The sequence below is a fragment of the Candidatus Poriferisodalis sp. genome, assembly GCF_965204195.1.
In the GTDB taxonomy this organism is placed as follows: domain Bacteria; phylum Actinomycetota; class Acidimicrobiia; order Acidimicrobiales; family Poriferisodalaceae; genus Poriferisodalis.
Genome location: NZ_OZ241975.1, coordinates 2,001,696 through 2,022,346 on the forward strand (window position 1 = coordinate 2,001,696; position 20,651 = coordinate 2,022,346).

Below are 20,651 nucleotides of genomic sequence, written 5' to 3' on the forward strand. Positions count from 1 at the left end.
AATGCTCCGCATGGACGTAGTGGCCCGCCCTGCCGACCGTGAGCACGTGGGAGTGCTCGCGCAGATGGCGGCAGACGCCGTGGCTGAGCAGGTGGATGCGCGGGGCGGCTGGGTCTGGTCGCGCCGGGAGGTGCGAACGAGGCCGTTCGAGGAGAGCCTCGCCGAGGCCCTCGAGCACCCTGACAGCGCCGTGTGGATCGGAGAGATCGACGGCACGCCGGTTGGCTACGCAGTTGCCGCCGTCGAGCCGTTGCAGACCGGAGAGATGCTGGGGCGCGTGGCCGACCTGTATGTCGCTCCCGGCGCCCGCGAGGTCAGCGTCGGGGAAGCGCTCATTGGCGAGGTGCTGCAGTGGTGCACTGAGCGGGGCTGCGTGGGCATCGATTCGCTGGCGCTGCCGGGCAACCGTGCCACGAAGAACTTCTTCGAGACGTTCGGATTCACTGCACGTTTGCTGGTGCTGCACCGCAAGCTGGCGCCTGACGCTGAGTCTCCAAGCGAGCCGACTCCCCCCTCGCCGTGAGCGAGCCGGTTCCTGAAGTTTGTGTCGGTGGCGTTGCGGTACGCGGCAGCTCCGTGCTGCTGGTGCGTCGTGGCCGCCCGCCGGCGGAAGGACTGTGGGCGTTCCCAGGGGGGCGTGTGGAGCCCGGGGAGCGTCTGAGCGACGCTGTTGAGCGCGAGCTGGCCGAGGAGACCGGGCTCGTGGTGCGGTGCGGCGAACTGGTAGGCGTCACCGAGCACATCAGCGAGCAGTTGCACTTCGTGATCCTGGACTACGCCGTGGAGTGTCCTGCTGATGCGACGCCGGTCGCCGGCGACGACGCTGCCGACGCCCGCTTCGTGGAATTCGACGAGATCAGGGCGGGTGCGCTCCCGCTCTCACGCGGGATGCGTGACTTCCTCGACCGCCACGTCTTCGGCGACTGAGTCGCCGTCGGCCGCGTCGCTCCCACCTGCTTGCTGCGGCTCGACTGCGGCGCTGGCATCGTCGGCTGACTCTCCATCGGCGATGGCTTCGGCTGGCGCTTCGGTCTCGCTCTCGCTGGCGGCTTCCGTCGCAGGCACTTCAGCGTCGACGGCGGATTCGGATTCCTCGGGCTGCTCTGTCGGCTCGATCTGTTTGGCCGAATCAGCCGCTTCGGATTTCGGTCGGCGCCCGCGGCCGCGCCGCGGCTGTTTGCGCTGGCTTGCCTCGGTTGGGTCGATACCCAGGGCCGTTGCCACCTCGGGCAAGCGAGATGCCACCTTGCGCACCGCTTCGAGCAGCTCGGGGGTCGGCTCGGCCGGAATGGCAGGCAGCACCACGTAGGGCCGCACCGGCGAGTAGGCCACCGCTTCGAGCACGACGGCGATCCGGTGCTGGGAAGCTCCGGTGCCCAGCGCGGCATTGGCCTGTGACGTCAGTTCCTGAGCGATCTCGGGGGGAAGCGGTGCCCCGGCTTTGGGAGGGCGGGAGCTGAGGCGCAGCGCTCGCACAACGCGCCCTTCTGTCAGCGTGGTCCGCAGCTCGTCGTGCCATTCATGCTGGCTGCGCTCGACGCGTTCGTTGAGCCCTTCCCGGATCTTGTCGGCCAGTTCCCGGGCCTCTGCGTCACGAGCGAAGTCCTCGGCAGCCACCAGCACGGAGCGAAGGTCGCGCAGATCGACCCGTTCGATGCCGGCGATGGCAGCGTCGGCTCGGTCGCGCCACTCGGCGATCTGCACTGGCCCGATTAGTGATTCCGCGAGCTGCAGCACACCCTCGGCCGGCACTTCGGGCGCACCGTCGGCAGCCGCCTTGCGATTCTGTTCGGTGATCTCGGCTCGCACCGCAGCCAGGCCGCCGCGCACCACCTGTTCCGCCACCACCTGCTGTTCGGCCGGCAGCGAGGCGACGAGGGCATCACGGTGCTTGCGACCCGGGCGGAGCTTGCGCGCTTTGGGGCGCGGGGGGCGTTCGGGGGTATCGGGCTTCTTCTGGGCCTCGGCATCTCGCGCCTGCCGCTTGCCGTCGCCGTCACGCCTGCGACGACCGTCGCCCTCGCGTCGCTTGCGCTGCTGGGGCTTGTCCCCGCTCGAGCCTGCGGCGCCGTCGCGGCCCCGGCGTTCTCCTTGGCGCTTGCGCTGGGAGCCTCGCGAGTCTCGTTCGCCGCTTCGGCGGCGTCCTCGCTCGCCGCCGCCGCTGCCCCTGCGGCCGTCACGACCGCGACTCACCCTGGCCGTGGTCGTTCCCGCACCTCGATCCGGCGGGCCGATCAGCTCGATGCGCTCCGCGGGGGGCTTGCCGCTGCGGGACTTGGGCGGGAGCACCTCGGTGACGAAGATGCCGTCGACTTCGAAGTCGGCGTCGACCCGCAGAACATCGCCCGCAGCAGCGCCCTTCGGCAGCAGTTCGCCATCGAGCACGCCTTTGGGCTGCTTAGCGCCCGCAGCGCGCCACGTCCACGAGCCGTCGTCACGCCGGCTGGTCAACTCGACTTCGAGGCGACGGCTCACGGCGCCTTCTCCAACACTCGCGGCAGGGTAGTGCTTGGCGCGAGGGCAACCGCATTGGACAGCCGTCCGGATCTGGTGGTCGACGCAGGCCCGGCGGTGAATCCGGCTGCCGATTCCCGTCGAAGCTGCCTCGCTCGGTACAGGCCTGCCCGGCAAATGACTCGGCGTGGCGCTGCCAGCGCCGTACTCTCGACAGCAACCGCCGGAGTGCGCCTGCCGAACGGCGCAATCCGGCCTTCGCGGCGCGCACGCCCGCTCATGTTCTGCAACACCACCAGTCCCTGAAAGGGCCTCCGACGATGGCCGGACCGACCGCACCGACGACGATCGCACGCGAGATCCACGAAGTCGATGTCGCCGACGAGATGCGTGACTCGTTCATGCCGTACGCGCTCTCGGTCACGACGGCCCGGGCGATTCCCGATGTCCGTGACGGTCTCAAGCCGGTGCAGCGCCGGATCCTCTACGTGATGGACGACCTGGGTCTGCGACCGGGCACGCCGTTCCGCAAATCGGCTGGGGTCGTGGGCGAGGTGATGGGCAAATACCACCCTCACGGTGACAGCGCGATCTATGAGGCGATGGTGCGCATGGGCCAGGACTTCGCCATGTCGGTGCCGCTGGTGGAGCCGAAGGGCAACTTCGGCAGCCTTGACGACCCGCCTGCTGCTTACCGGTACACCGAGGCTCGGCTGAGCCCCGCGGCCATGACCATGGTGACCGGCATCGACGAGGACACCGTGGACCTCGTGCCGAACTTCGACGGCGAACGGACCGAGCCGGCGTGCCTGCCGGCGCTGCTGCCGAACCTGCTGGTCAACGGAGCGAGCGGCATAGCGGTGGGCATGGCCACCAATATGGCGCCGCACAATCTGTCTGAGATCTGCGCAGCCCTGCGGCTAGTGCTGCGCCAGCGGCGTCCCAAGCCCACCATTGCCGAGCTCATGGCCCACGTGCTCGGGCCCGACTTCCCTTCCGGTGGGGTCGTCATCGTCGACGATGCGCTCGCCGAGGCCTACGAGACCGGCCGCGGCACTGTTCGCATCCGCGCCAAGGCCCACATTGAGCCGTTGACCGCCCGCCGCGACGGCATCGTGGTGACTGAGCTGCCCTACATGGTTGGCCCCGAGCGGGTGCAAGCCAAAGTCCGTGAACTCGTGGCAAACGGGCGGCTCGAGGGCGTGGCCGCTGTGAACGATCTGTCAGATCGCAACCACGGGCTGCGGCTGGTGATCGAGTGCAAGCCGGGCGTGAATGCCCACGCCGTGCGGGAGCGCCTGTGGAACCTGACGCCGCTCGAGGACACGTTCGGCATCAACAACGTGGCCTTGGTGGACGGGGTGCCCCGCCAGCTCGGGCTGCTGGCATTGTGCGAGCACTACATCGCCCACCGGCTCGAGGTGATCGTCCGGCGCACCCAGTACCGGCTGGACCGGGCGACTGAGCGGGAGCACATCCTGGCGGGCCTGCTGGTTGCGCTCGACAACATCGATGAGGTCATCGCGATTATCCGGGGAGCAGCCGACGTGGCGGCCGCACGGGCTGAGCTCATGACGCGCCTGAACCTCACCGAGATTCAGGCCAACCACATCTTGGACATGCAACTGCGGCGGTTGACTGCCCTCGAGACGCAGCGCCTGCGCGATGAGCTCGCCGAAGTCCGCGAGGCCATTGATGGCTACCGCAAGATCTTGGCATCGGATGCCCGGCGCAGAACGATCGTCGAGCGTGAGCTAGACGAATTGGTGGAGCAGTTCGCGGTGCCGCGCCGCACTGAACCGATCGATCGCGATGAGATGGTGAGCACTGCGCCAGCGGTGGGGGAGGGGGGCGCGGAAGGAGCCCTCGATCTGAAGAGCGACATTGCCGGTGACGAGCGAACCAGCCTCGTGACGCTGTCCACCTCAGGCCTGCTGGGCCGCCGCCACGAAGAGGATCCACTGAGTGCCAAGCCAGGCCGCCACGACGTACTCCTGGCGACGGCAACCGCTTCGGACTTCGATGTGGTGCACCTGGTGACCGATCGGGGCCGGGTGCTGCGAACCGAAGTGCGCTCGGTGCCCGAAATGCTGCGGGGGAGTCGTGGTGCACCGGTGCGGGAGATGTTCTCGCTGGCGCGCGGCGAGCAGCCGGTGGCCCTCTTCGGCCACGCTGGCGCCCCCATCGCTCTGGTGACGCGAGCGGGCGTTGCGAAGCGTCTCGATGCTGGGTCGCTTGCGACGGTGCGCAGCGGGAATGCCGTGATCTCGCTCGGCGACGGCGATCGGGTAGTTGCCGCCTTCGACGCTCCAGGCGGTTCGGAGGTAGCGCTGGTGTCCACGACGGGCCATGTGCTGCGTTTCGGGGCAGATGCGCTCACCGTGCGAGGCCATGGCGCCGCAGGCGTCACCGGCATCAAGCTGCGACCTGGCAGCGCTGTCGTGGCGGCTGGAGCGGTTTCGTTCGGCGCCCTGGTGGTGCTGGTAACCGATGAAGGATCGGTGAAAGTCACCGAGCTCTCCGACATTCCCTCGCGAGGGCGCGGGACCGCCGGTTCGCCGACCGTGAAGCTGGCTGGCTTCGAGACGCAGGTCGCCTACGGGTGGGTGGGCCTCAATCGGCAGGTCGCCGCGATCGTGGCACCTCATGACGACATCGGGTCACCAGACCCGGCACCGCACAGGCCCGAGCTCGAACCGACCCGGCGCAACGGGCCGGCCCAGCGCATCGCCGAGCGCATTCTGACGCTGGGGGAGTACCGGTTCTGATGGCACCATCGTCTCCACCGACCACCAGCAGGGCCCGCACACCGAAGATGTCCGAAAAGATGCCCGACTACGACGCGAGTGCCATCGAGGTGCTCGAAGGACTCGAAGCCGTCCGCAAACGTCCCGGCATGTACATCGGCGGCACCGGCTCGGGCGGGTTGACACACCTGCTGTGGGAGATGATCGACAACGCCGTCGACGAGGCCGCTGCAGGCCACGGCAAGCTGATCGAGATCACGCTGCATGACGACGGTTCCTACGAGGTCATCGACCGTGGCCGCGGCATCCCGATCGACGTCAAGCACGACAACATCACCGCCGTCGAGGTGGTGTTCACCGAGCTGCACGCCGGCGGCAAGTTCGGCAACGGGGCCTACGGAGCCTCCGGCGGGCTGCACGGCGTGGGCGCCTCGGTGGTGAACGCGCTGTCCAGCCGCATGGAAGTGGATGTGAATCGCAAGGGCGCCACGCACCGCCTGGAGTTCAAAGACCGCATCGCTGGCCACACAGACAGCGCCGGCCGTTTCCGACCCAGCCACAAGCTCAAGCGGGTCGGCCGGGTGTCGGCTGGGCGCACGGGAACCCGGGTGCGGTTCTGGCCCGACACGGGGATCTTCGACCCCGCCGCCACGGTGGACTTCGAAGATGTACGCGAACGCATCGAACAGGTCTGCTTCTTGGTGCCCAAGGTCAAGATCAGCATCGCCGATCGCCGCCGAGACCCAGCCGTCGTCGAACAGATTGTGTCCAGCGGGGGTCTGGGCGACTTCGTCGACAAGCTGTCAGGGGACAACGAACCGGTGACCGGGCTGATCCGCCTAACCGGCTCGGAGTCGTTCACCGAGCGGGTTCCCGTGGACGGCAAGCTCAGCGACGTCGAACGTCAGTGCGACGTCGAGATCGCCATGCGCTGGACTCGCTCCTACGACACTCGCATCGTCGGCTTCGTCAACACGATCCCGACCCCCGAGGGCGGCACGCACATCGCCGGTTTCGAGCGGGCGCTCACCGGCGCAGTGAACACGGCGCTCGCCGAGGCCGATCCCCGCAAGCTGCGACGCCTCAAGGACGACGCCCGAGCGCAGCGAGAAGATGCCCAGGAGGGCCTGGTCGCGGTGGTGCGGGCCACCTTTGCCGAGCCGCAGTTCCGTGGCCAGACCAAGCGAGAATTGGGCACCCCACAGGTGCAGCGGATCGTGGCCAACGTGGTGCGGGAGGGCTTGCGGGCCTGGTTCGATGGCAGCGCACCCGGTTCGCGCAAGGTGCACGTGCGTGCACTGGTCGACAAGCTGGCCGATGCCGTGCTGAACCGGGTGGAGTCGCGGCGAGCGCTCGACCAGCGGCGCAAGGCAGCCGCGCTGGGCAGCAACGGCATGCCGGACAAGCTGGCCGACTGCCGGTTGCATCCCGATGGGGAACTGCTGATCGTGGAGGGCGACTCCGCGGCCGGACCGGCGAAGCGTGCCCGCGACAGCGCCTGGCAGGCGGTGCTGCCGCTGCGGGGCAAGGTAGTGAATGCCGGCAAGGGCACGCTACGCGCTGTGCTCGACAACGCAGAAGCGACGGCGCTGTTCACCGCGCTGGGAGCTGGCTCAGGGTCGGATTTCGACGCCGATGGCTGCCGCTACGAGCGCGTGGTGCTGCTGGCCGATGCGGACGTCGACGGCAGCCACATTCGCTGCCTGGTGCTCACTCTCATGTACCACTACATGCGCCCATTGCTGGAAGCGGGGCGCGTGTACGCAGCCCAACCACCCACGCATGCGTTCACGATCGGTGCCGAGAAGCGCTTCGTGTACTCCGAAGCCGAGCGGGCTGCGCTCGTGGCCGAACTTGACGCCGCCAGCCGCCGCTACCGGCTCACCCGGTTCAAGGGCTTGGGCGAAATGGACGACGGCGAGTTGTACGAGACCACGCTCAACCCCGAGACACGAGTGCTGCGCAAGATCACCCTCGGCGAGGCGCGCGCATCCCAGGAACAGGCCAAAAGAGCGTTCTCGGTGATGATGGGCGCCGCTGTCGAGCCCCGCCGCGAATTCATCGTGAAGCACAGCAGCGACTACGGCCAAGCCCTCGACGTCTAACGCGGCGTGAGCCACTACGGGGCTGCTGGCTGCCTCTGCGAAGTTTCCAGAACGCCGATAATGGACATTATGTCAAGTAGCTGCATGTCCGGAGAGTTGGCCTACTGATCGGCAGTGTCGGGTTCTGCGATTGAGGTGACGCAGCAGCGTGTTGACGGTGGCGCGGTCTTGGAGCTCGTGCGGGAGTGCTGAAACCGCTGCCTCGAAGGCGCCGTAGGTGAGGTCTGCCAGTTCCTCGGCCCTATCTATGACGGCGTCGGCGGACAGCTTCAGCGCCGCCGCGAGGCTCTCCCATGCAGATCTGCGGTCAGCGCGCCTGATCGAGTAGCCACGCCCAATCTTATGTGCGAGTTTGATGTCCTGGATTTCGGTGTAGTCGTCGCAGTACAGAAGTGCGCTGGCCAAGTCGTACAACGGAGTCAGACGGACATTGTCGTCATCCAGGAAGAAGCTGTAGTTCTTGGCGTGTGCGTCTGAGCCTGCGATCAGCCAGTTGAAGATCAGGGCATCGAGATATCTGTTGATGTCTTCGTGGGCGCTCGACGAGTAGATCCGGATCAAACCACCCACGGCTGCGATCGTCGGTCCTCCCTGTTTCTCGTACTTCTTGCTTGGCGGTAATCCGAGGGTTTGGCAGACGTCCTCCTGATGGAGCCGCACCAGCCCCGAACCGGTGTTCCTTCGGTCGTAGCGTTCGATGATGACCGTCTGGATTCCGCCGAAGTGAGCGATTTCGGTGCGCGCAGCAGGGAATCCCAGGTAGCGCGCCGCTGTCTGGCAAAGATGCTCGTTCAGGGGAAGGTCGTCGAACCGGCGAGCCTTGATTTCCGGCTTGAGTATGTGAGTGGACGGGGCTGAGCCTGACGGCTTGTACCACTGATGTCCGATGCCTCTCAACGCCGTCTTCGTTTCTCCCCCGCTGAGGCTGAACTGCAGCGAGGCTGGATCACCCAGCCATGCCAGGCTGTCGTTGTTCAGTGCCGCGATCACCGACTCGACGTCGGTCGTACTCAGCGGATCGAGAACTTCGGGACGATCGTTGAGTTCGTCGATGTCTTCGTACCGGCAGAACTGCACCGCCCCTGCGCAGTCCTGCCCGACCGGCGACGACAGTATGGAGAACGGCGTCGAGTCCGGCAGGTCGAACTCGCTCCCCCATCGCTGCAGAACGCGAGCGTCGTCAGGCAGCAGCCCTTGGAGCCATGGCGTGACTCGTTCGGCAGGATAGGGGCGGCGTATCGGGGGCAGAGACAGCGATATTCGACGCACCGATGTGTCCACATAGCGGAGCCGCGCGCCGAGTCGACCGGTGCCGCGCACCAGATCGGCGACGTGCTCGCCATGCAGCAGCACTGCAAGCTCTTGGCTAGGCATCCTCGGCCCCCCGAGGGTGATCGACCGACTCGGCGATGACTTGAGCGATCAGCGGATCCTGATGCTGGGGCGCTATCCGGACGGCGCATCTATAGGTGCGAGCGAGCTCGAGCAGGGCACGGCTGGTGAGGCCGCCCTGGCCTCTCTCAGCGGAACTGATCGTTGCACGGGTGATGCCGGCTAACCGTGCAGCGTCGGTTTGGCTCAGGCTCGCGCTGCGCCGGGCGTCGCGCAGCGCCAGTCCGAGAGCCTCGGGCGTCAGTACGTCTTGCTCACCTCTCATGAACATAGAATAGCAATGACAAATATATCAGTCAAAAACGCTCCAGATCAAGATGGGTCAAGAACGGAATCTGCCGAGAGAACCTGGCAGGGACCTTAGAGAAGCGCCTTCCGGATTCGACCAAAGCGCACCTCTCTGACTAGGCGTTCTACCCATTCGTGCCAGCCCCCTAATCGGCCAGAAGTCGCACACGGAGTTGCCCAGATGCCGGTCAGAAGGACCCTGCTCGCAGTCGTCCCCTAGAGCGATGCCCGGACGGCTTCGGACTGCAGATCATCGGGAACCTACGGGGATGGACCTCGCAGCGAAGTCTTCGGCGGCTCATCGAAGTTGACGAGGCACACGTCGAACAGCAAGACACCGCCGATGCTGATGCTGTTCAGTTCGGCGCCTTGAATCAGCTGTGCACAAGTAGCGCGTACGCATCAGGGGTGCCCTTCGCCAGTGGATCCTTCGGTCGGCTCGGCGGTATCCCTGTGGAACGGCGTAATGCCCACCCCAATGGTCGCAGCATTTCGCAAGCGTCGAGGATCACTACGTAGGGCAGTAGATGGAGCCCTTCGTAGAACCGGAGGATGCGCTGCTGATGCGCGATCGGGACGTACCAGTCCAAGCGTCGCGGCCAATCGGCCGGCGGCTCGTGGAGCATGAATTCGATCATGCGCCGCTCCAAGCTCATGAGCAGATCACACAGATCTAGTTCTCCGGAGCCCTCCTGCTCTTCGGCTTGATCTGCCATGTCGGCAGCTCACGCAGTGAGCCCCAGATGCCATGTGTGTCCCCAGCATTCCCATCTGAGCGGGTCGCCTTCGACGGCGGTGCTTGTCAGGATCTGCCGTTTTGGTCTCGGTGCTGAGGCCACCCCCCTCCCCCGTCTTAAGGCCAGAATGCCCGGACGTTTCACGTACCTCAAGTCAACCCGGTTCCTCGCCCCCGCATTCCCCAGCGTTAGGTTGTCGTTTCGATGCGTTACCTGGCAATCGGCACCCTCCGATGCCGCGCCATCTGCATGCTGATCTGTGGAACCGAGCCCCACGGATCATTGGGTTTCGTCTATGGAGGAACCGATGCCTGACGACAGGTTTGGGATAGCCGAGCGCAACTCCAAAGAACGCATGTATCGAGCTGCTCGATCCGTCGAGAGAGAAGCCGGCGATATCAGGAAGGGAATGGGGCTCGAGGCCAAGCAAGCGCTGGAGACGATGGTCACAGAGACTCGCTCTGACCTTTCCTCACTGGCCTCCGAGATCGACGCTGCCCTGTCAGCATCCGAGGCCGACCGGAATCGATCACAGGAGCTCCTCGAGAGCTTGGAAGAGGTCCATCGAGTATCGACCGAGACGGCCCTTGGCGGTTCCCATAGCGACACCGCGCACTCCGAGGGCATGCTCGCTGCTCGGTGGCACGAGAGGTCGGTCAGGTACCGCTGGGCTGCATTCGCAGCCGCGACAGCCACAACGGTGCTGAACGTTGTCTCGCCCGCTGAGGGATGGGAGTGGGCATTCCGTAGCCCTGCCGGCGCGGGAGTCGCAATTCTCATCTGGATGTCCAAGTACGCATCTGATCAGGGGGAACAACACCGGGTCGCTGCACTGATATTCAGGCACCAAGCATTGGCATTCATAGCATTAGGCCGATTTGCGCAGAACATGACCGACGAGAAAGTTGTCGGTGAAATCAGCCCAGATAGCACCAATCCCTCACAAGAGTTCTTGCTTGATGTTGCAAAGCCGCTCTTCACTGAACAGATAGATGCGCTCGTGGAGCGCAGCAAGGGACGTGCCAGAAGGCCGCCTTGGGGTCGACGCTTCGGGGCTGGAAGTGGCCTCGCAGATGACCAGGCCTAGGAGGCCGTTGTGAACGCGCAGACACATGGCGAGCTGGCGAGCTTCATCTGGTCGGAATGCAATCTTCTGAGCGGCCCGTTCAAGCGCACCGGGTGTCGGAAAGCGGTCGTGCCGCTGACTGAGGACAGAAGACCGTCAGGTGCCGCCGTCCTAACCTGCCTGCCGTGACCGAATTCGCCGAACCACAGACCGGCCTGCTGGACGAAGCGGCGGCAGAGCTTGAAGCGAACGCCCCTCAGCAGACAGATGGCGTGTGGCTGGAAGATCTCACCGAGAGGGTGGCGCCGCATCTGCGGGAATGGAATCTGAGCGGTTGTTGGCGATGGGAAGAGTGGCCTGACCGTGTTGATGTGATGCCCGACGGCACACCGGAGCGCGATGTCGGCATAGATCTCGTGGCACGCCGCCGTGACGATGGTGGCTGGATCGCGATCCAGGCAAAGTCCCGCAAGCTCAACGAGCTCGGCGAGGGCGAGCCTGTGCCGTCAGGCGAGTTGAACAAGTTTCTGTCCGCGGCAGCGAACGCTGAGATTTGGTGCGAACGCTGGCTGGTCGTCAACGGTGCGGTGCGCCTGGCTGGGTATTCCCCAGGGAAAGCCAAGATGTCCGGTGCCGAGGTCAAGGTGGTGAACGTCGCCCAGGCCGTCGAGTCGCAGCGGACGGCCGCACATGCCACCGACGACGACTCCGAGCCTCTCCCGCATAGCGACGGCGAGTCTCCAGCTCAGACTCGTTCACACATGCAACGTGAAGCGGTCCGTGAAGCAGTAGATCGCTTGCGTGCCAACGAGCAAACCGACGAAGACGGCATCCCTCGCGGGGAAGCTCGCGGGCGGCTCGTTCTGCCGTGCGGGACCGGCAAGACTCGCATCGCTCTAAGGATCATCGAGGAACTCACATATCCGGGTGAGCTGTCGGTGGTGCTGTGCCCGTCGATCGCCCTCGTGGCACAGATTCGGCGCGAGTTCCTGCAGAACGCCCATGTGCCGATACGAGCGATGGCAGTGTGTTCCGACAAGGGTGTGGCCGCTGACGAGGAAAAAGTCGCTAACGACGACGACGCGACCCTCGACCGCGGCATGGTGACAACCGAAGAAATCAAGGGATGCCCCGTCAGCACCGACCCTGAGGAGATCGCCGACTGGATACGGCACCGGCGCGAAGGCGCGTTCGAAAAGGGGGGGGGGGGGGGGTCAGCGTAATCTTCGGCACCTACCAGTCGGCGCAACGTGTCTCTGAAGGCATCAAGAAATCCGAAGCCGCCGACGCGTTCAAGGTTCTGATATGTGACGAAGCGCATCGCACCGCCGGAGTGCGCCGCCGCAAGCGCACCAGTGCCGCTGACGAGAGGCTCCGAGAATTCACGCTGTGCCACGACCGCGAAGCGTTCCCCGCCACGTATCGCATCTACCAGACCGCTACGCCGCGCATCTACGGCGACAACGCCTTGGCGGACGCCACTGGCCGTGCCGACCGCTCCGATTTCGTTATCCGACAGATGGACGACCAAGCAGTCTTTGGGGTCGAGCTGTATCGCCGGTCTTACGCAGATGCCGTCCGCAACGGCTGGTTATCGGACTATCGGATCATCGCGATGGGCGTGGGCGACCAGACCGCTATAGACCTCGCCAACCTGCTGGTACGAGAAGCCGACGAGAAAGCGGCGCAGGACGCGGACACAGCCGAGCAAGGCAAAGAGCGCCGTTCTCGCTCCAAACGCGGCGAGAGACTGCCCACGACAGGCGACTACCTCAAAGGCATGGCATTCGCTCTCGCGATGGGCGGCGGGGCACTCACTCACGACGGCAGCAGCGTCCCGCTCAAGTCGTGCATCGGGTTCCTGAACACCATCGCTCGAAGCAAGACGATGACCGCCGTGCTGCAGTCCAAGGCAGTCAAGGATTGGATCGCTGTGCAGACAGGAAGCACCGCGTCGGACTACGAGCTCGAGCACCTCGATGCCTCCTCGTCCGTCGCCAAACGGGACGAAGCAAAACGCCGGCTCGCCATCGCAGACGCCGACGCGCCGCACGGCATCCTGAATGTCGGCATCTTCGGTGAAGGCACTGACTCGCCGTCGCTGTCCGCTGTCGCTTTCCTCGAGCCACGCAAATCGCCGATCGACGTAGTGCAAGCAGTCGGACGGGCAATGCGCCGCGCTCAAGGCAAGAGCCTCGGCTACATCGTCGTGCCTGTCGTGATTCCTCCAGGAGTGGACGCCGAACGGCATCTCGCAGTCAGCGACAAGCACGAGGGTTGGCGGGAACTCGGCGACATTCTTCAAGCCTTACGCGCCCACGATCAACGCATCGAGGACGCTTTGCCCGACATATTGACGGTCCAGCTACCTGCTGCTGGGCCGCCGCTGCTCGAGTTGAAGACCGTTATCGCGGTGGGAAGGCCTGACCAGAAGAACCTCGAGTACGCGGTGGTGACAGGCAGCCGAGACGACGCAGAGGATGTCGCCCGCGCTGCCGTGAAGCAGGACCGTCCGCTGCTGGACTTCGGCAACACCGAGAAGTTCGACGAGACCCTCTGGTCGGAACTCAAAGATCAGCCGACCGGGATGATCGTTCATGTCGAGCGCCCAGACGGCAGCACCGAGACACGCGAAGACACGGTGGTCCGCCATAAGCCGAGAGCCAGCCAGGAAAGCGGCGACGTCAACGAGCGGCAAACCAAACGGCGCGCTGGCCAGGTCGCGAACGGCGAACGCGGCCGACCGCTGCCCGACCCAGCTGAGCGAGAACGGAAACGTCGAGAACGGGACGCCCAGAGAAGTGCCGAGTTCGAAGCTCACATCCAAGGAGTGCTGGTGGACCTGTCCGAGCAGATGGGTGGCGTCATAGCCATGAACCTGCTGGAAAAGTCCGGCCTGACAGGCAACAAGGTGCAGCGCGATCTGAATCTGCTTGCCGACGCTGTTGGTGAAGCGTCACGGCATATCCACGACGAAGCAGGCCTCGCAGCAGCACTCGACGATCACTTTGAGCAAGGCAACCTCGCTCCGCCGAAGCAGGGCAAACCCCGTGCAGACGGAGCGACAATCGCGGCGCTGCTGTGGATGAATGCCGCCATGCTGCAGCAGCGCATCTACGCAGGCGGCTGGCTCAGCCGCACCGACCTCGATTCGCTCTCGGACATCAAGGCGTCAGCCGAGCCCGAAGAGCTGTTCCGTGACTCGTGGGGTGCCATCGCTCGGCAGGACTTCCTGCCCGTCATCGAGCCGGCCACCCGAGCGCTCACCGCAGCCAGACGCTCCGGCCGTCTCGGCGGGCTGCGCCGTGCCTTGCGGCATCTCGCCGCTGAGGCCGAGCTGATTGCTGAGACGTATGCCGACATGGGCACCGACCACGCCGGGGCGCTGTTCAACAAGGTGATGGGTGACCAGTCGTCCGACGGGGCATTCTTCACTCGCCCGGTCGCAGCAGACATAACAGCGCGATTCACACTCGATGCCGTTGACCCCGACAGCTCGCTCGACTGGTCCGATCCTGACGTGTGGCGGCGACACAAGACCGTCGATCTGGCATGCGGGTCGGGCACGCTGCTCACCGCTGTGATGACCGAGATGAAACGCCGCGCCGCCGGCCACGGCGCGGACAGCGCTCGGCTCGCGGAGCTGCAGAAGATTGCCGTCGAGGAAACGCTGAAAGGGCTCGACATCAACCCCGTGTCGCTCCAGCTCGCCGCCACGCAACTCATGTCCGGCAACATCGATATCAAGTACCGCAGGATGGGTTTGCATTTGATGCCGTACGGTCCGCAGCCGGACGGAACCGTGGCAGCCGGGACGCCGGAACTGTTCGGCCGTCAGGACATCGTGAACGCGGGCCGTCTCTTCGACGACACCGCTACCTCAACATCTGTCAAGACTGGCGCCGGGCGGCCCGGCGGCACGCTTGAAGGCCCCGAGATGGATGACGCCGCATCTGCCGCTCGCGACGCCCGCATCATGATCATGAACCCGCCATTCACGAACCGCAAGAAGATGGGCGAGAAGTTCGACAAGGAAACGCAGAAGGCACTCCGACGCAGAATGGACACCCTGGACGGGTTCCTGGCGGACGCCGACCGCCCGCTAGCTGAGATCATGGACCCCAACTATCTGGAGCCGCGTTTCACAGCCCTAGGTGACCTGTGCTTGAACCGCGACGATGGCGTTTTCGCACTTGTGATCCCAACGACAGCACTCACAGCAATTTCGTCGCTGCCTAAGCGTCTCGAACTTGCGAGACGATTCCATGTGCACACCATCCTCACCTGCCACCAAGCCCGCGACGTCGGACTGAGCCAACACAGCGAGATCAGCGAGAGCATCGTTGTTTTGCGCCGTCGAAATGGGCTACCTGATCCGCCGACGCGTGTTGTTGCTCTCGACCGGCTGCCCGCCGACGAGACCGAGGTCGACCAGATGTTTGCTGGTCTGAACGAAGGCGGGCCAAGGACTCTGCCTGACGGCTGGGGCGAGGTGTCGTCATGGCCGGCTCACCGGATCGTCGCGGGCGACTGGACCGCAGCGATGTGGCGATCTCCGGTGCTCGCGGACACAGCTGCACGGATTACTAGCTACGACTCGCTATATCAGCTTGCCGGCATGGGCCTGTCGGGGCACTCGACAGGCCGACAGTTGAGCAACGGCTACGCATGCTCGACTGTCGGGGCTCCTGGAGCGTTCCCAATACTCGACAGCAAGAGCGTAGATGTCCAGCAGTCGATATCGGGCAGCGCCGACCAACACTGGGTTTGGCAAGGCGACGGTACCCCTCCGATCCTGTCCAAGTCAGGGCACTTGTTCGTCACTCTCGGGCAATACATGTCATCTGCACGCTTGACAGCACTTGCCACTGCAGAGGCTCTCGTCGGCCGAGGTTGGATGCCGGTCACAGGAGCAACCCGACAGCAGGCGAAGGCACTGGCCGTGTTCATCAACTCCACAGTCGGACGGCTGCTGCTGATGCGAATGGGAGGACAGTTCCTCCACTATCCCAGCTACAAGGTGGAAGCCGTAAACCGTCTACCTGTACCTGACATCACAGATGACGGAATATCAACATCCCTGGCCGAATGCTGGGAGGAAACCCGCAGCGAAACAGTCCCGCCGAACAGCGACGGTTACACAGATGTGCGCCGCCGCTGGGACGCTGCCGTGTGCAACACCTTGGGCTGGGCCAGCGACGACGTCACGCAGATGGGCGAGTTACTTTCACGCGAGCCTCGAGTCAGAGGCGTTGCATACGGGCAATGGAAAGCCTGACCTGAATCACCCACCGCCTTGACGCGAAGGTTCCCGATCCGCCTTCGCATACCGTTGCAGCGTGCCTTACAACGATCAAGCCGTGTCTCAGTTGGCGCAGTTGGCGCACGCCGTGGTGGCTGATTCGGGCTTGGGGCAGTTGTTCGTGCGTCCGTTCGAGTCGGGGACGGTAGCGCACGAGGAAGAATGCGACATGGTCGCAAACGGCGTCGATGACGGCTCGCCGACATCGATGCTCTCAATTCGAGCGATGCTCGATGCCCATGCACGAGCCGCTTTGGAGCATCTGCGCGCGTCTGTGATCATGCTCGACCGGTCAAGAGCGGAACCGCCCCTGCTGTCCATCGCTGCGCTCGGACGGATCTCATGTGAAGCGTCTGCGACGGCGTTCTGGCTGGCGGATCCCGGGATCGGATGGCGTGATCGCCTTGCGCGGTGCAGTGGTCTCCAACGTCATGCGTTGCATCGGAGGGTGAAGCAGGGGCAACTGCAGGTTGACCTATTCGAGACATCCCCCAACCGACAGGCTCTCGGCCAGCTGCGCACGAATGTCAGCGAGATGGACGAGTGGTGCGAGCAGATGGGATTGGAATATGTGGGAAAGCCTTCCTACACCCACCTTATGCAGGAGTTAGCGGAGAGCGACGGGCAGGACAGCGCGAGAGCTGGAGGCCTCTTCTACGCGCTCGGCAGCGACAGCGTGCACTCCGATCCCCTCACGGTCGAACATGCTCTCGGGGGCTTATCGCCGGTGGCGTCCACTTACTCCGCAGCTCTCAAGATTCAGGCGTCACTGCGGTGTTGGCGATGGCTGCACCTCCGCATATGTGGATGGGCAGGTTGGGAACCCGCCGCCGACCCTGTCGCAACGTCCGAACACATCACACACAGCCTGATGATGGACCATCTAGGGGATGTGGCACGTCTGCCCTGGCCGCGAGAGGACATCATGGGATACATCCAGCACCTGCAAGAACTGCTGGGCCAGCCGTAAGTCGCAGATCGTGCCGAGGCGGATCAGCTAGTACAGCCCACGCTGCCTCCGTCACCGTCGAGCTTGTGCGGGTCGACGCCGATTTGCTTGATGCGAACGGATTGCTGGGCAGCAGGGAGGCCGCCGCAGTTGAGCGCTCCGCCGCGCAGGTTCGGCAGGCACGGCTCATAGGCGCGGTGGCAGTCGCTGACTGCCTAGCACCACGGTCACCCCGTCTGTCCCTCATCCAAGAACTTCTTGGCCAACGCCTGCAGTTCTGCAGCTAGATCCTCGTACACCAGACCGTCCATCCCAAACGTTGGCTCGATGTCGTCCGCGACGCACATGAATGTCCCGTGAACCACGCCCACCACGCGACTCGTGGCCTTGGTTTCCTTCTCGGTCATCGGCCGCGTGTTGTCCAGCGCCTCATCTGCCTCAAGTCCCAATGCGCGAGCCACCATCGCTAGCGGCTTGCCCATCCCGCGCATCTGGCGGCTGCAATCACGGATCAGCGCATTGGTGACGAACCACTCCTTGTCTGACTTGGCGATCCTGCACCGCCAGAACGGATCGGGCGACACTTCTGGCAGCCAATCCATCCCACGCTCGGCTTGCAAGTGCGCCAGAGCGTTGCGCAAGTCGCTGAAGTGGCGCAACATCTTGATGATCGCATCAACGTCCACCGTTTCACCTGCGTTGTTCGCTGGGTGCCGGCACGCGTGGCGGAACGCCTTGCGGAAGTCGTCAGGCTTGCTGTTGACCATCTCTTGAACCGCATCGACACGCTCTTTGCCGGGGTTTTGCTGTAACTCCACCAAGGCCGCGATGCGGAACAGCAGGCAGCCGTAGACGTCCACGTACTCGCCGATCAGGCTGTGCGATTGTTTGCGATGTTTGGTCAACATGTGCCGCACGCGCTTCGGGGGCAATGCCGCAAAGTCGGACGCCGTCGGTGCTGTCTGATCGCTCACAACCGGACCCCCAAACCGAGCTCGTCCACTGTGTACACGTCAACCGCCGAGATGCCGCAGTCCGAGATCACGGTCTCGGGAGACCCAATCGTCAGCTCGAAATCGCCAAGAGCAGTCACGACGCGTCGGCCCTCAATCTGCATCGAGAGTCTGTTGGTGTTCCCTGGGTTTCGCGCGGGGGTGTTGTTGGATTCTGCTGTCATGAGCTGTGAGGAGGCTCTATGGCACCGAGGGAATATCCGGCGGAGTTCCGGCGGCGTGTGATCGATCTGGTCGAGTCCCGGCCGGCCGGCGGCGACGATCGCGGCTGAGCTGGGGATCAGCGGCCAGTCGATCTATACGTGGCGCCGTCAGGCACGTATCGACGTCGTCGCGCTCGCACTCAACACCAGACCACGCAAGACACTCGGATGGCGGACACCAACTGAAGCTCTCAACCAGCTCCCACAATCCCCCCAACAGCAAACTGTTGCGACCATCCCTTGAATCCGGCTTGGGATCCCTGATCTGAGTGATGGATGAGGCCTCGGGGCGGCCGGCGGGTCTCGATGGCCATGTCGATGGCGTCGACGATCATCTCGGTTCGCATGCGGGTGGCGTAGGACCCGCCGACGATGCGGCGGATGAACACGTCGAGCACTGTGGCGAGGTAGCCGAACCCGGCCCAGGTCGGCACGTAGGTGATGTCAGCTACCCACGGCTCGTTGGGGCCCGCTGCGGCGAAGCGGCGGTTCACTCGATGCGGTGCCGGCGAGGCCGAGTCGCCGCGTCTGGTGGTCCAGGCCCGCTTGCGGCGGAGACAGCCGACGAAGCCGGCTTGGCGCATCAGCCTGGCGACCCGTTTGCGGCCGCAGCGGATGCCGTATTCATCGGCGAGCTGGCCGCAGATCCGAGGCGCCCCGTAGTTGCCTCGCGAGTCGGCGTGGATCTTCCTGATGACAGCGGTATAGGCCGCGTCGGCGGTGCGGCGCCCACACGGCGGCCGTCGCCGCCACGCGTAGGAGCCTTGGCGGGTCACGCCGAGCCGCTCGCACATGAACTTGATCGAAAAATTGGCCTTCTCCGCCTCGATGAAGCCGAATACGCTCACCGCGTGGGGACGCTCTTCGCCGCGAAGAAGGCCGCTACTTTCTCCAGCAGGTCCTTCTCCATGCGCAGCACTCGATTCTCCGCGCGCCACCGGCGAAGCTGGGCCTTCTCATCAGTCGTGAGGCCACCGCGCTTGCCGTCATCGATCTCGGCCTGCGCTATCCAGTTCGCGATCGACTGCGCCGACGGCTCGAACTCACGAGCCAACTCCGACGGCGACCGGCCCTCCTCACGGACCAACCGAACCAACTCGGCCTTGTACTCAGACGGATACGGCGAACGAGTGCGTCCTGCCACGGCTGACTCCCCTCTGGACCCTCCAAGGATCCCAGGATCGAGGTGTCAACCAAACCGGGTCAGCTCCAGACCGCTTCTACACCACCCTCCAAACCACCCCAAAATCGACATAGGAGCCCACCTAGTATGGCCTGGGGAGGACCGATGGCCGTTGCGAACGAGATCGAGTATGTGTCCTTGGACGAACTTCTGCTCGACCCCAAGAACCCGCGCCTTGGCCGTCGAAACCTCGAACGAGGCTTACCGCAGCCGGAGATCCTAGACGTCATCCGCGTCTGGGAGCCGGAGGAGCTAGCGGTGTCCTTCATTGAGAGCGGCTTTTGGCCCCAGGAGGCTCTCGTTGTCGTCCGAGATCCTGAAGTGGACATGAGCAAGCTGGTGGTTGTCGAGGGCAATCGCCGGCTCGCGGCGCTTCGCCTGCTCCACGCAGCGAGTGAGGGCGAACCGCGAACGCGCAAGTGGGAAGAACTTGCAGGGGCTCTCACGGATACGGAGCTGTTTGAACGGATCCCGGTTCTACGCGCGGACAGCCGGGAGGACGTAAGGAAGTTCCTGGGCTTTCGACATGTCACCGGCATCAAGGAGTGGGCCCCCGCTGAAAAGGCGCAATACATCGCGGAACTCGTCGACTCTGGCATGACGTACGTGGAGGTCATGCGAGCGATTGGCAGCAAGACACCGACCGTCAGGCGCAACTACATCTCCTTCAACATGCTGAAGCAGATCGAGGATCTAGAAGAGGTCGACGTCGAGCCGGTCGAACAGAGGTTTTCCGTCCTCTTCCTCTCCCTCCGAGAGCACGGCATCCAGCAGTTTCTGGGTGTTGACATCGACGCCGAACCGGAAGCGGCCAAAACGCCCGTTGTTGGCGACCGATACACCGCGAATCTCGAGTACTTCGTGAAGTGGGTCTTCGGCACGAAAGAAGTGCCACCGTTGTTCAGCGACTCAAGGTTCGTGAGCAAGTTCTCAAGGATCCTTGAGAGTGCGGACGCCATCGAGTATCTCAAAACCTCACGGAACCCTTCGCTGGCTGCCGCTGCGTCACGCGCCGGCGCCGAGACCGACGAGCTGGTTGAGCTGCTGCTGTCAGCAACTGACGAGCTGGAGCAGGCCCTCAGCACTGTGCACCTCTACGTAGACGTGCCAGCCGTGGAGGCGGCAGTTGATCGGCTCACGAGGAGCTTCAGCGCGTTGCTCCGTTCGTTTCCGGAGCATCGTCGGTCCCTTTGCGACTCGGAAGAGGATTGA

At 64.4% G+C, this 20,651-nt stretch carries 17 protein-coding genes; 9 read left to right on the plus strand and 8 right to left on the minus strand.

The annotated features are described in order from the left end of the window. Positions 1-10 precede the first annotated feature (10 nt). Together ACOGI8_RS08855 and ACOGI8_RS08860 are read left to right on the plus strand one after the other, a co-directional pair. Positions 11-523 carry an N-acetyltransferase family protein gene (locus ACOGI8_RS08855; protein ID WP_419853437.1) on the plus strand — a complete coding sequence of 171 codons (513 nt, stop codon included), beginning with the start codon at positions 11-13 and terminating at the stop codon, positions 521-523. Continuing rightward, a complete protein-coding gene (locus ACOGI8_RS08860; protein WP_419853438.1) occupies positions 520-927 on the plus strand; it encodes an NUDIX hydrolase in 408 nt (135 codons plus the stop codon). Before ACOGI8_RS08855 ends, ACOGI8_RS08860 begins: the two co-directional genes overlap by 4 nt. On the opposite strand, the gene ACOGI8_RS08865 is transcribed toward ACOGI8_RS08860, so the two are convergent. Continuing rightward, positions 880-2,475, minus strand: coding sequence for a hypothetical protein (locus tag ACOGI8_RS08865; RefSeq protein WP_419853439.1), 1,596 nt, complete (start codon positions 2,473-2,475; stop codon positions 880-882). The genes ACOGI8_RS08860 and ACOGI8_RS08865 overlap by 48 nt on opposite strands. 299 nt (positions 2,476-2,774) lie before the next feature. Between ACOGI8_RS08865 and ACOGI8_RS08870 the strand changes: the two genes are divergently transcribed. Beyond that, positions 2,775-5,222 (plus strand): DNA gyrase/topoisomerase IV subunit A, encoded by a 2,448-nt coding sequence (locus ACOGI8_RS08870; RefSeq protein ID WP_419853440.1) that lies wholly within the window; start codon positions 2,775-2,777, stop codon positions 5,220-5,222. 47 nt (positions 5,223-5,269) lie between these two features. Further along, on the plus strand, positions 5,270-7,306 hold the full coding sequence (locus ACOGI8_RS08875; protein ID WP_419853441.1) for a DNA gyrase/topoisomerase IV subunit B: 2,037 nt from the start codon (positions 5,270-5,272) through the stop codon (positions 7,304-7,306). 72 nt (positions 7,307-7,378) lie between these two features. Here ACOGI8_RS08875 and ACOGI8_RS08880 read toward each other — a convergent pair whose 3' ends face one another. The 3 genes from ACOGI8_RS08880 to ACOGI8_RS08890 all read right to left on the minus strand — a co-directional run bounded on the left by ACOGI8_RS08880 (position 7,379) and on the right by ACOGI8_RS08890 (position 9,702). After that, the gene (locus ACOGI8_RS08880) at positions 7,379-8,680 is read right to left on the minus strand and encodes a HipA domain-containing protein (protein WP_419853442.1); all 1,302 of its coding nucleotides are present in this window, start codon (positions 8,678-8,680) and stop codon (positions 7,379-7,381) included. Next, positions 8,673-8,963, minus strand: a complete 291-nt coding sequence (locus tag ACOGI8_RS08885; protein WP_419853443.1) for a helix-turn-helix transcriptional regulator — start codon at positions 8,961-8,963, stop codon at positions 8,673-8,675. Before ACOGI8_RS08885 ends, ACOGI8_RS08880 begins: the two co-directional genes overlap by 8 nt. A gap of 397 nt (positions 8,964-9,360) precedes the next feature. Continuing rightward, positions 9,361-9,702 (minus strand): hypothetical protein, encoded by a 342-nt coding sequence (locus tag ACOGI8_RS08890; protein ID WP_419853444.1) that lies wholly within the window; start codon positions 9,700-9,702, stop codon positions 9,361-9,363. Positions 9,703-10,018: 316 nt separating this feature from the next. On the opposite strand from ACOGI8_RS08890, the gene ACOGI8_RS08895 reads away from it, so the two are divergent. From ACOGI8_RS08895 to ACOGI8_RS08910, 4 genes are all read left to right on the plus strand, one after another. Next, positions 10,019-10,810, plus strand: a complete 792-nt coding sequence (locus tag ACOGI8_RS08895; RefSeq protein ID WP_419853445.1) for a hypothetical protein — start codon at positions 10,019-10,021, stop codon at positions 10,808-10,810. Positions 10,811-10,974: 164 nt separating this feature from the next. Continuing rightward, the gene (locus ACOGI8_RS08900; RefSeq protein WP_419853446.1) at positions 10,975-12,012 is read left to right on the plus strand and encodes a DEAD/DEAH box helicase family protein; all 1,038 of its coding nucleotides are present in this window, start codon (positions 10,975-10,977) and stop codon (positions 12,010-12,012) included. A 41-nt stretch (positions 12,013-12,053) separates the two neighbouring features. Continuing rightward, positions 12,054-16,067 (plus strand): helicase-related protein, encoded by a 4,014-nt coding sequence (locus ACOGI8_RS08905; protein WP_419856388.1) that lies wholly within the window; start codon positions 12,054-12,056, stop codon positions 16,065-16,067. Positions 16,068-16,128: 61 nt separating this feature from the next. Next, on the plus strand, positions 16,129-17,061 hold the full coding sequence (locus tag ACOGI8_RS08910) for a hypothetical protein (protein ID WP_419853447.1): 933 nt from the start codon (positions 16,129-16,131) through the stop codon (positions 17,059-17,061). A 206-nt stretch (positions 17,062-17,267) separates the two neighbouring features. Here the strand turns inward: ACOGI8_RS08910 and ACOGI8_RS08915 are convergent, their stop codons facing one another. The 4 genes from ACOGI8_RS08915 to ACOGI8_RS08930 form a co-directional block, all read right to left on the minus strand. Further along, the gene (locus tag ACOGI8_RS08915) at positions 17,268-18,014 is read right to left on the minus strand and encodes a hypothetical protein (RefSeq protein WP_419853448.1); all 747 of its coding nucleotides are present in this window, start codon (positions 18,012-18,014) and stop codon (positions 17,268-17,270) included. Continuing rightward, entirely contained in the window at positions 18,011-18,157 is a 147-nt protein-coding gene (locus tag ACOGI8_RS08920; protein WP_419853449.1) for a hypothetical protein, read from the minus strand. The genes ACOGI8_RS08915 and ACOGI8_RS08920 overlap by 4 nt, the downstream gene beginning before the upstream one ends. Positions 18,158-18,447: 290 nt before the next feature. Then, entirely contained in the window at positions 18,448-19,104 is a 657-nt protein-coding gene (locus tag ACOGI8_RS08925; protein WP_419853450.1) for an IS3 family transposase, read from the minus strand. Then, a complete protein-coding gene (locus tag ACOGI8_RS08930) occupies positions 19,101-19,400 on the minus strand; it encodes a transposase (protein WP_419853451.1) in 300 nt (99 codons plus the stop codon). The genes ACOGI8_RS08925 and ACOGI8_RS08930 overlap by 4 nt, the downstream gene beginning before the upstream one ends. Positions 19,401-19,544: 144 nt before the next feature. On the opposite strand from ACOGI8_RS08930, the gene ACOGI8_RS08935 reads away from it, so the two are divergent. Next, the gene (locus ACOGI8_RS08935) at positions 19,545-20,651 is read left to right on the plus strand and encodes a hypothetical protein (RefSeq protein ID WP_419853452.1); all 1,107 of its coding nucleotides are present in this window, start codon (positions 19,545-19,547) and stop codon (positions 20,649-20,651) included.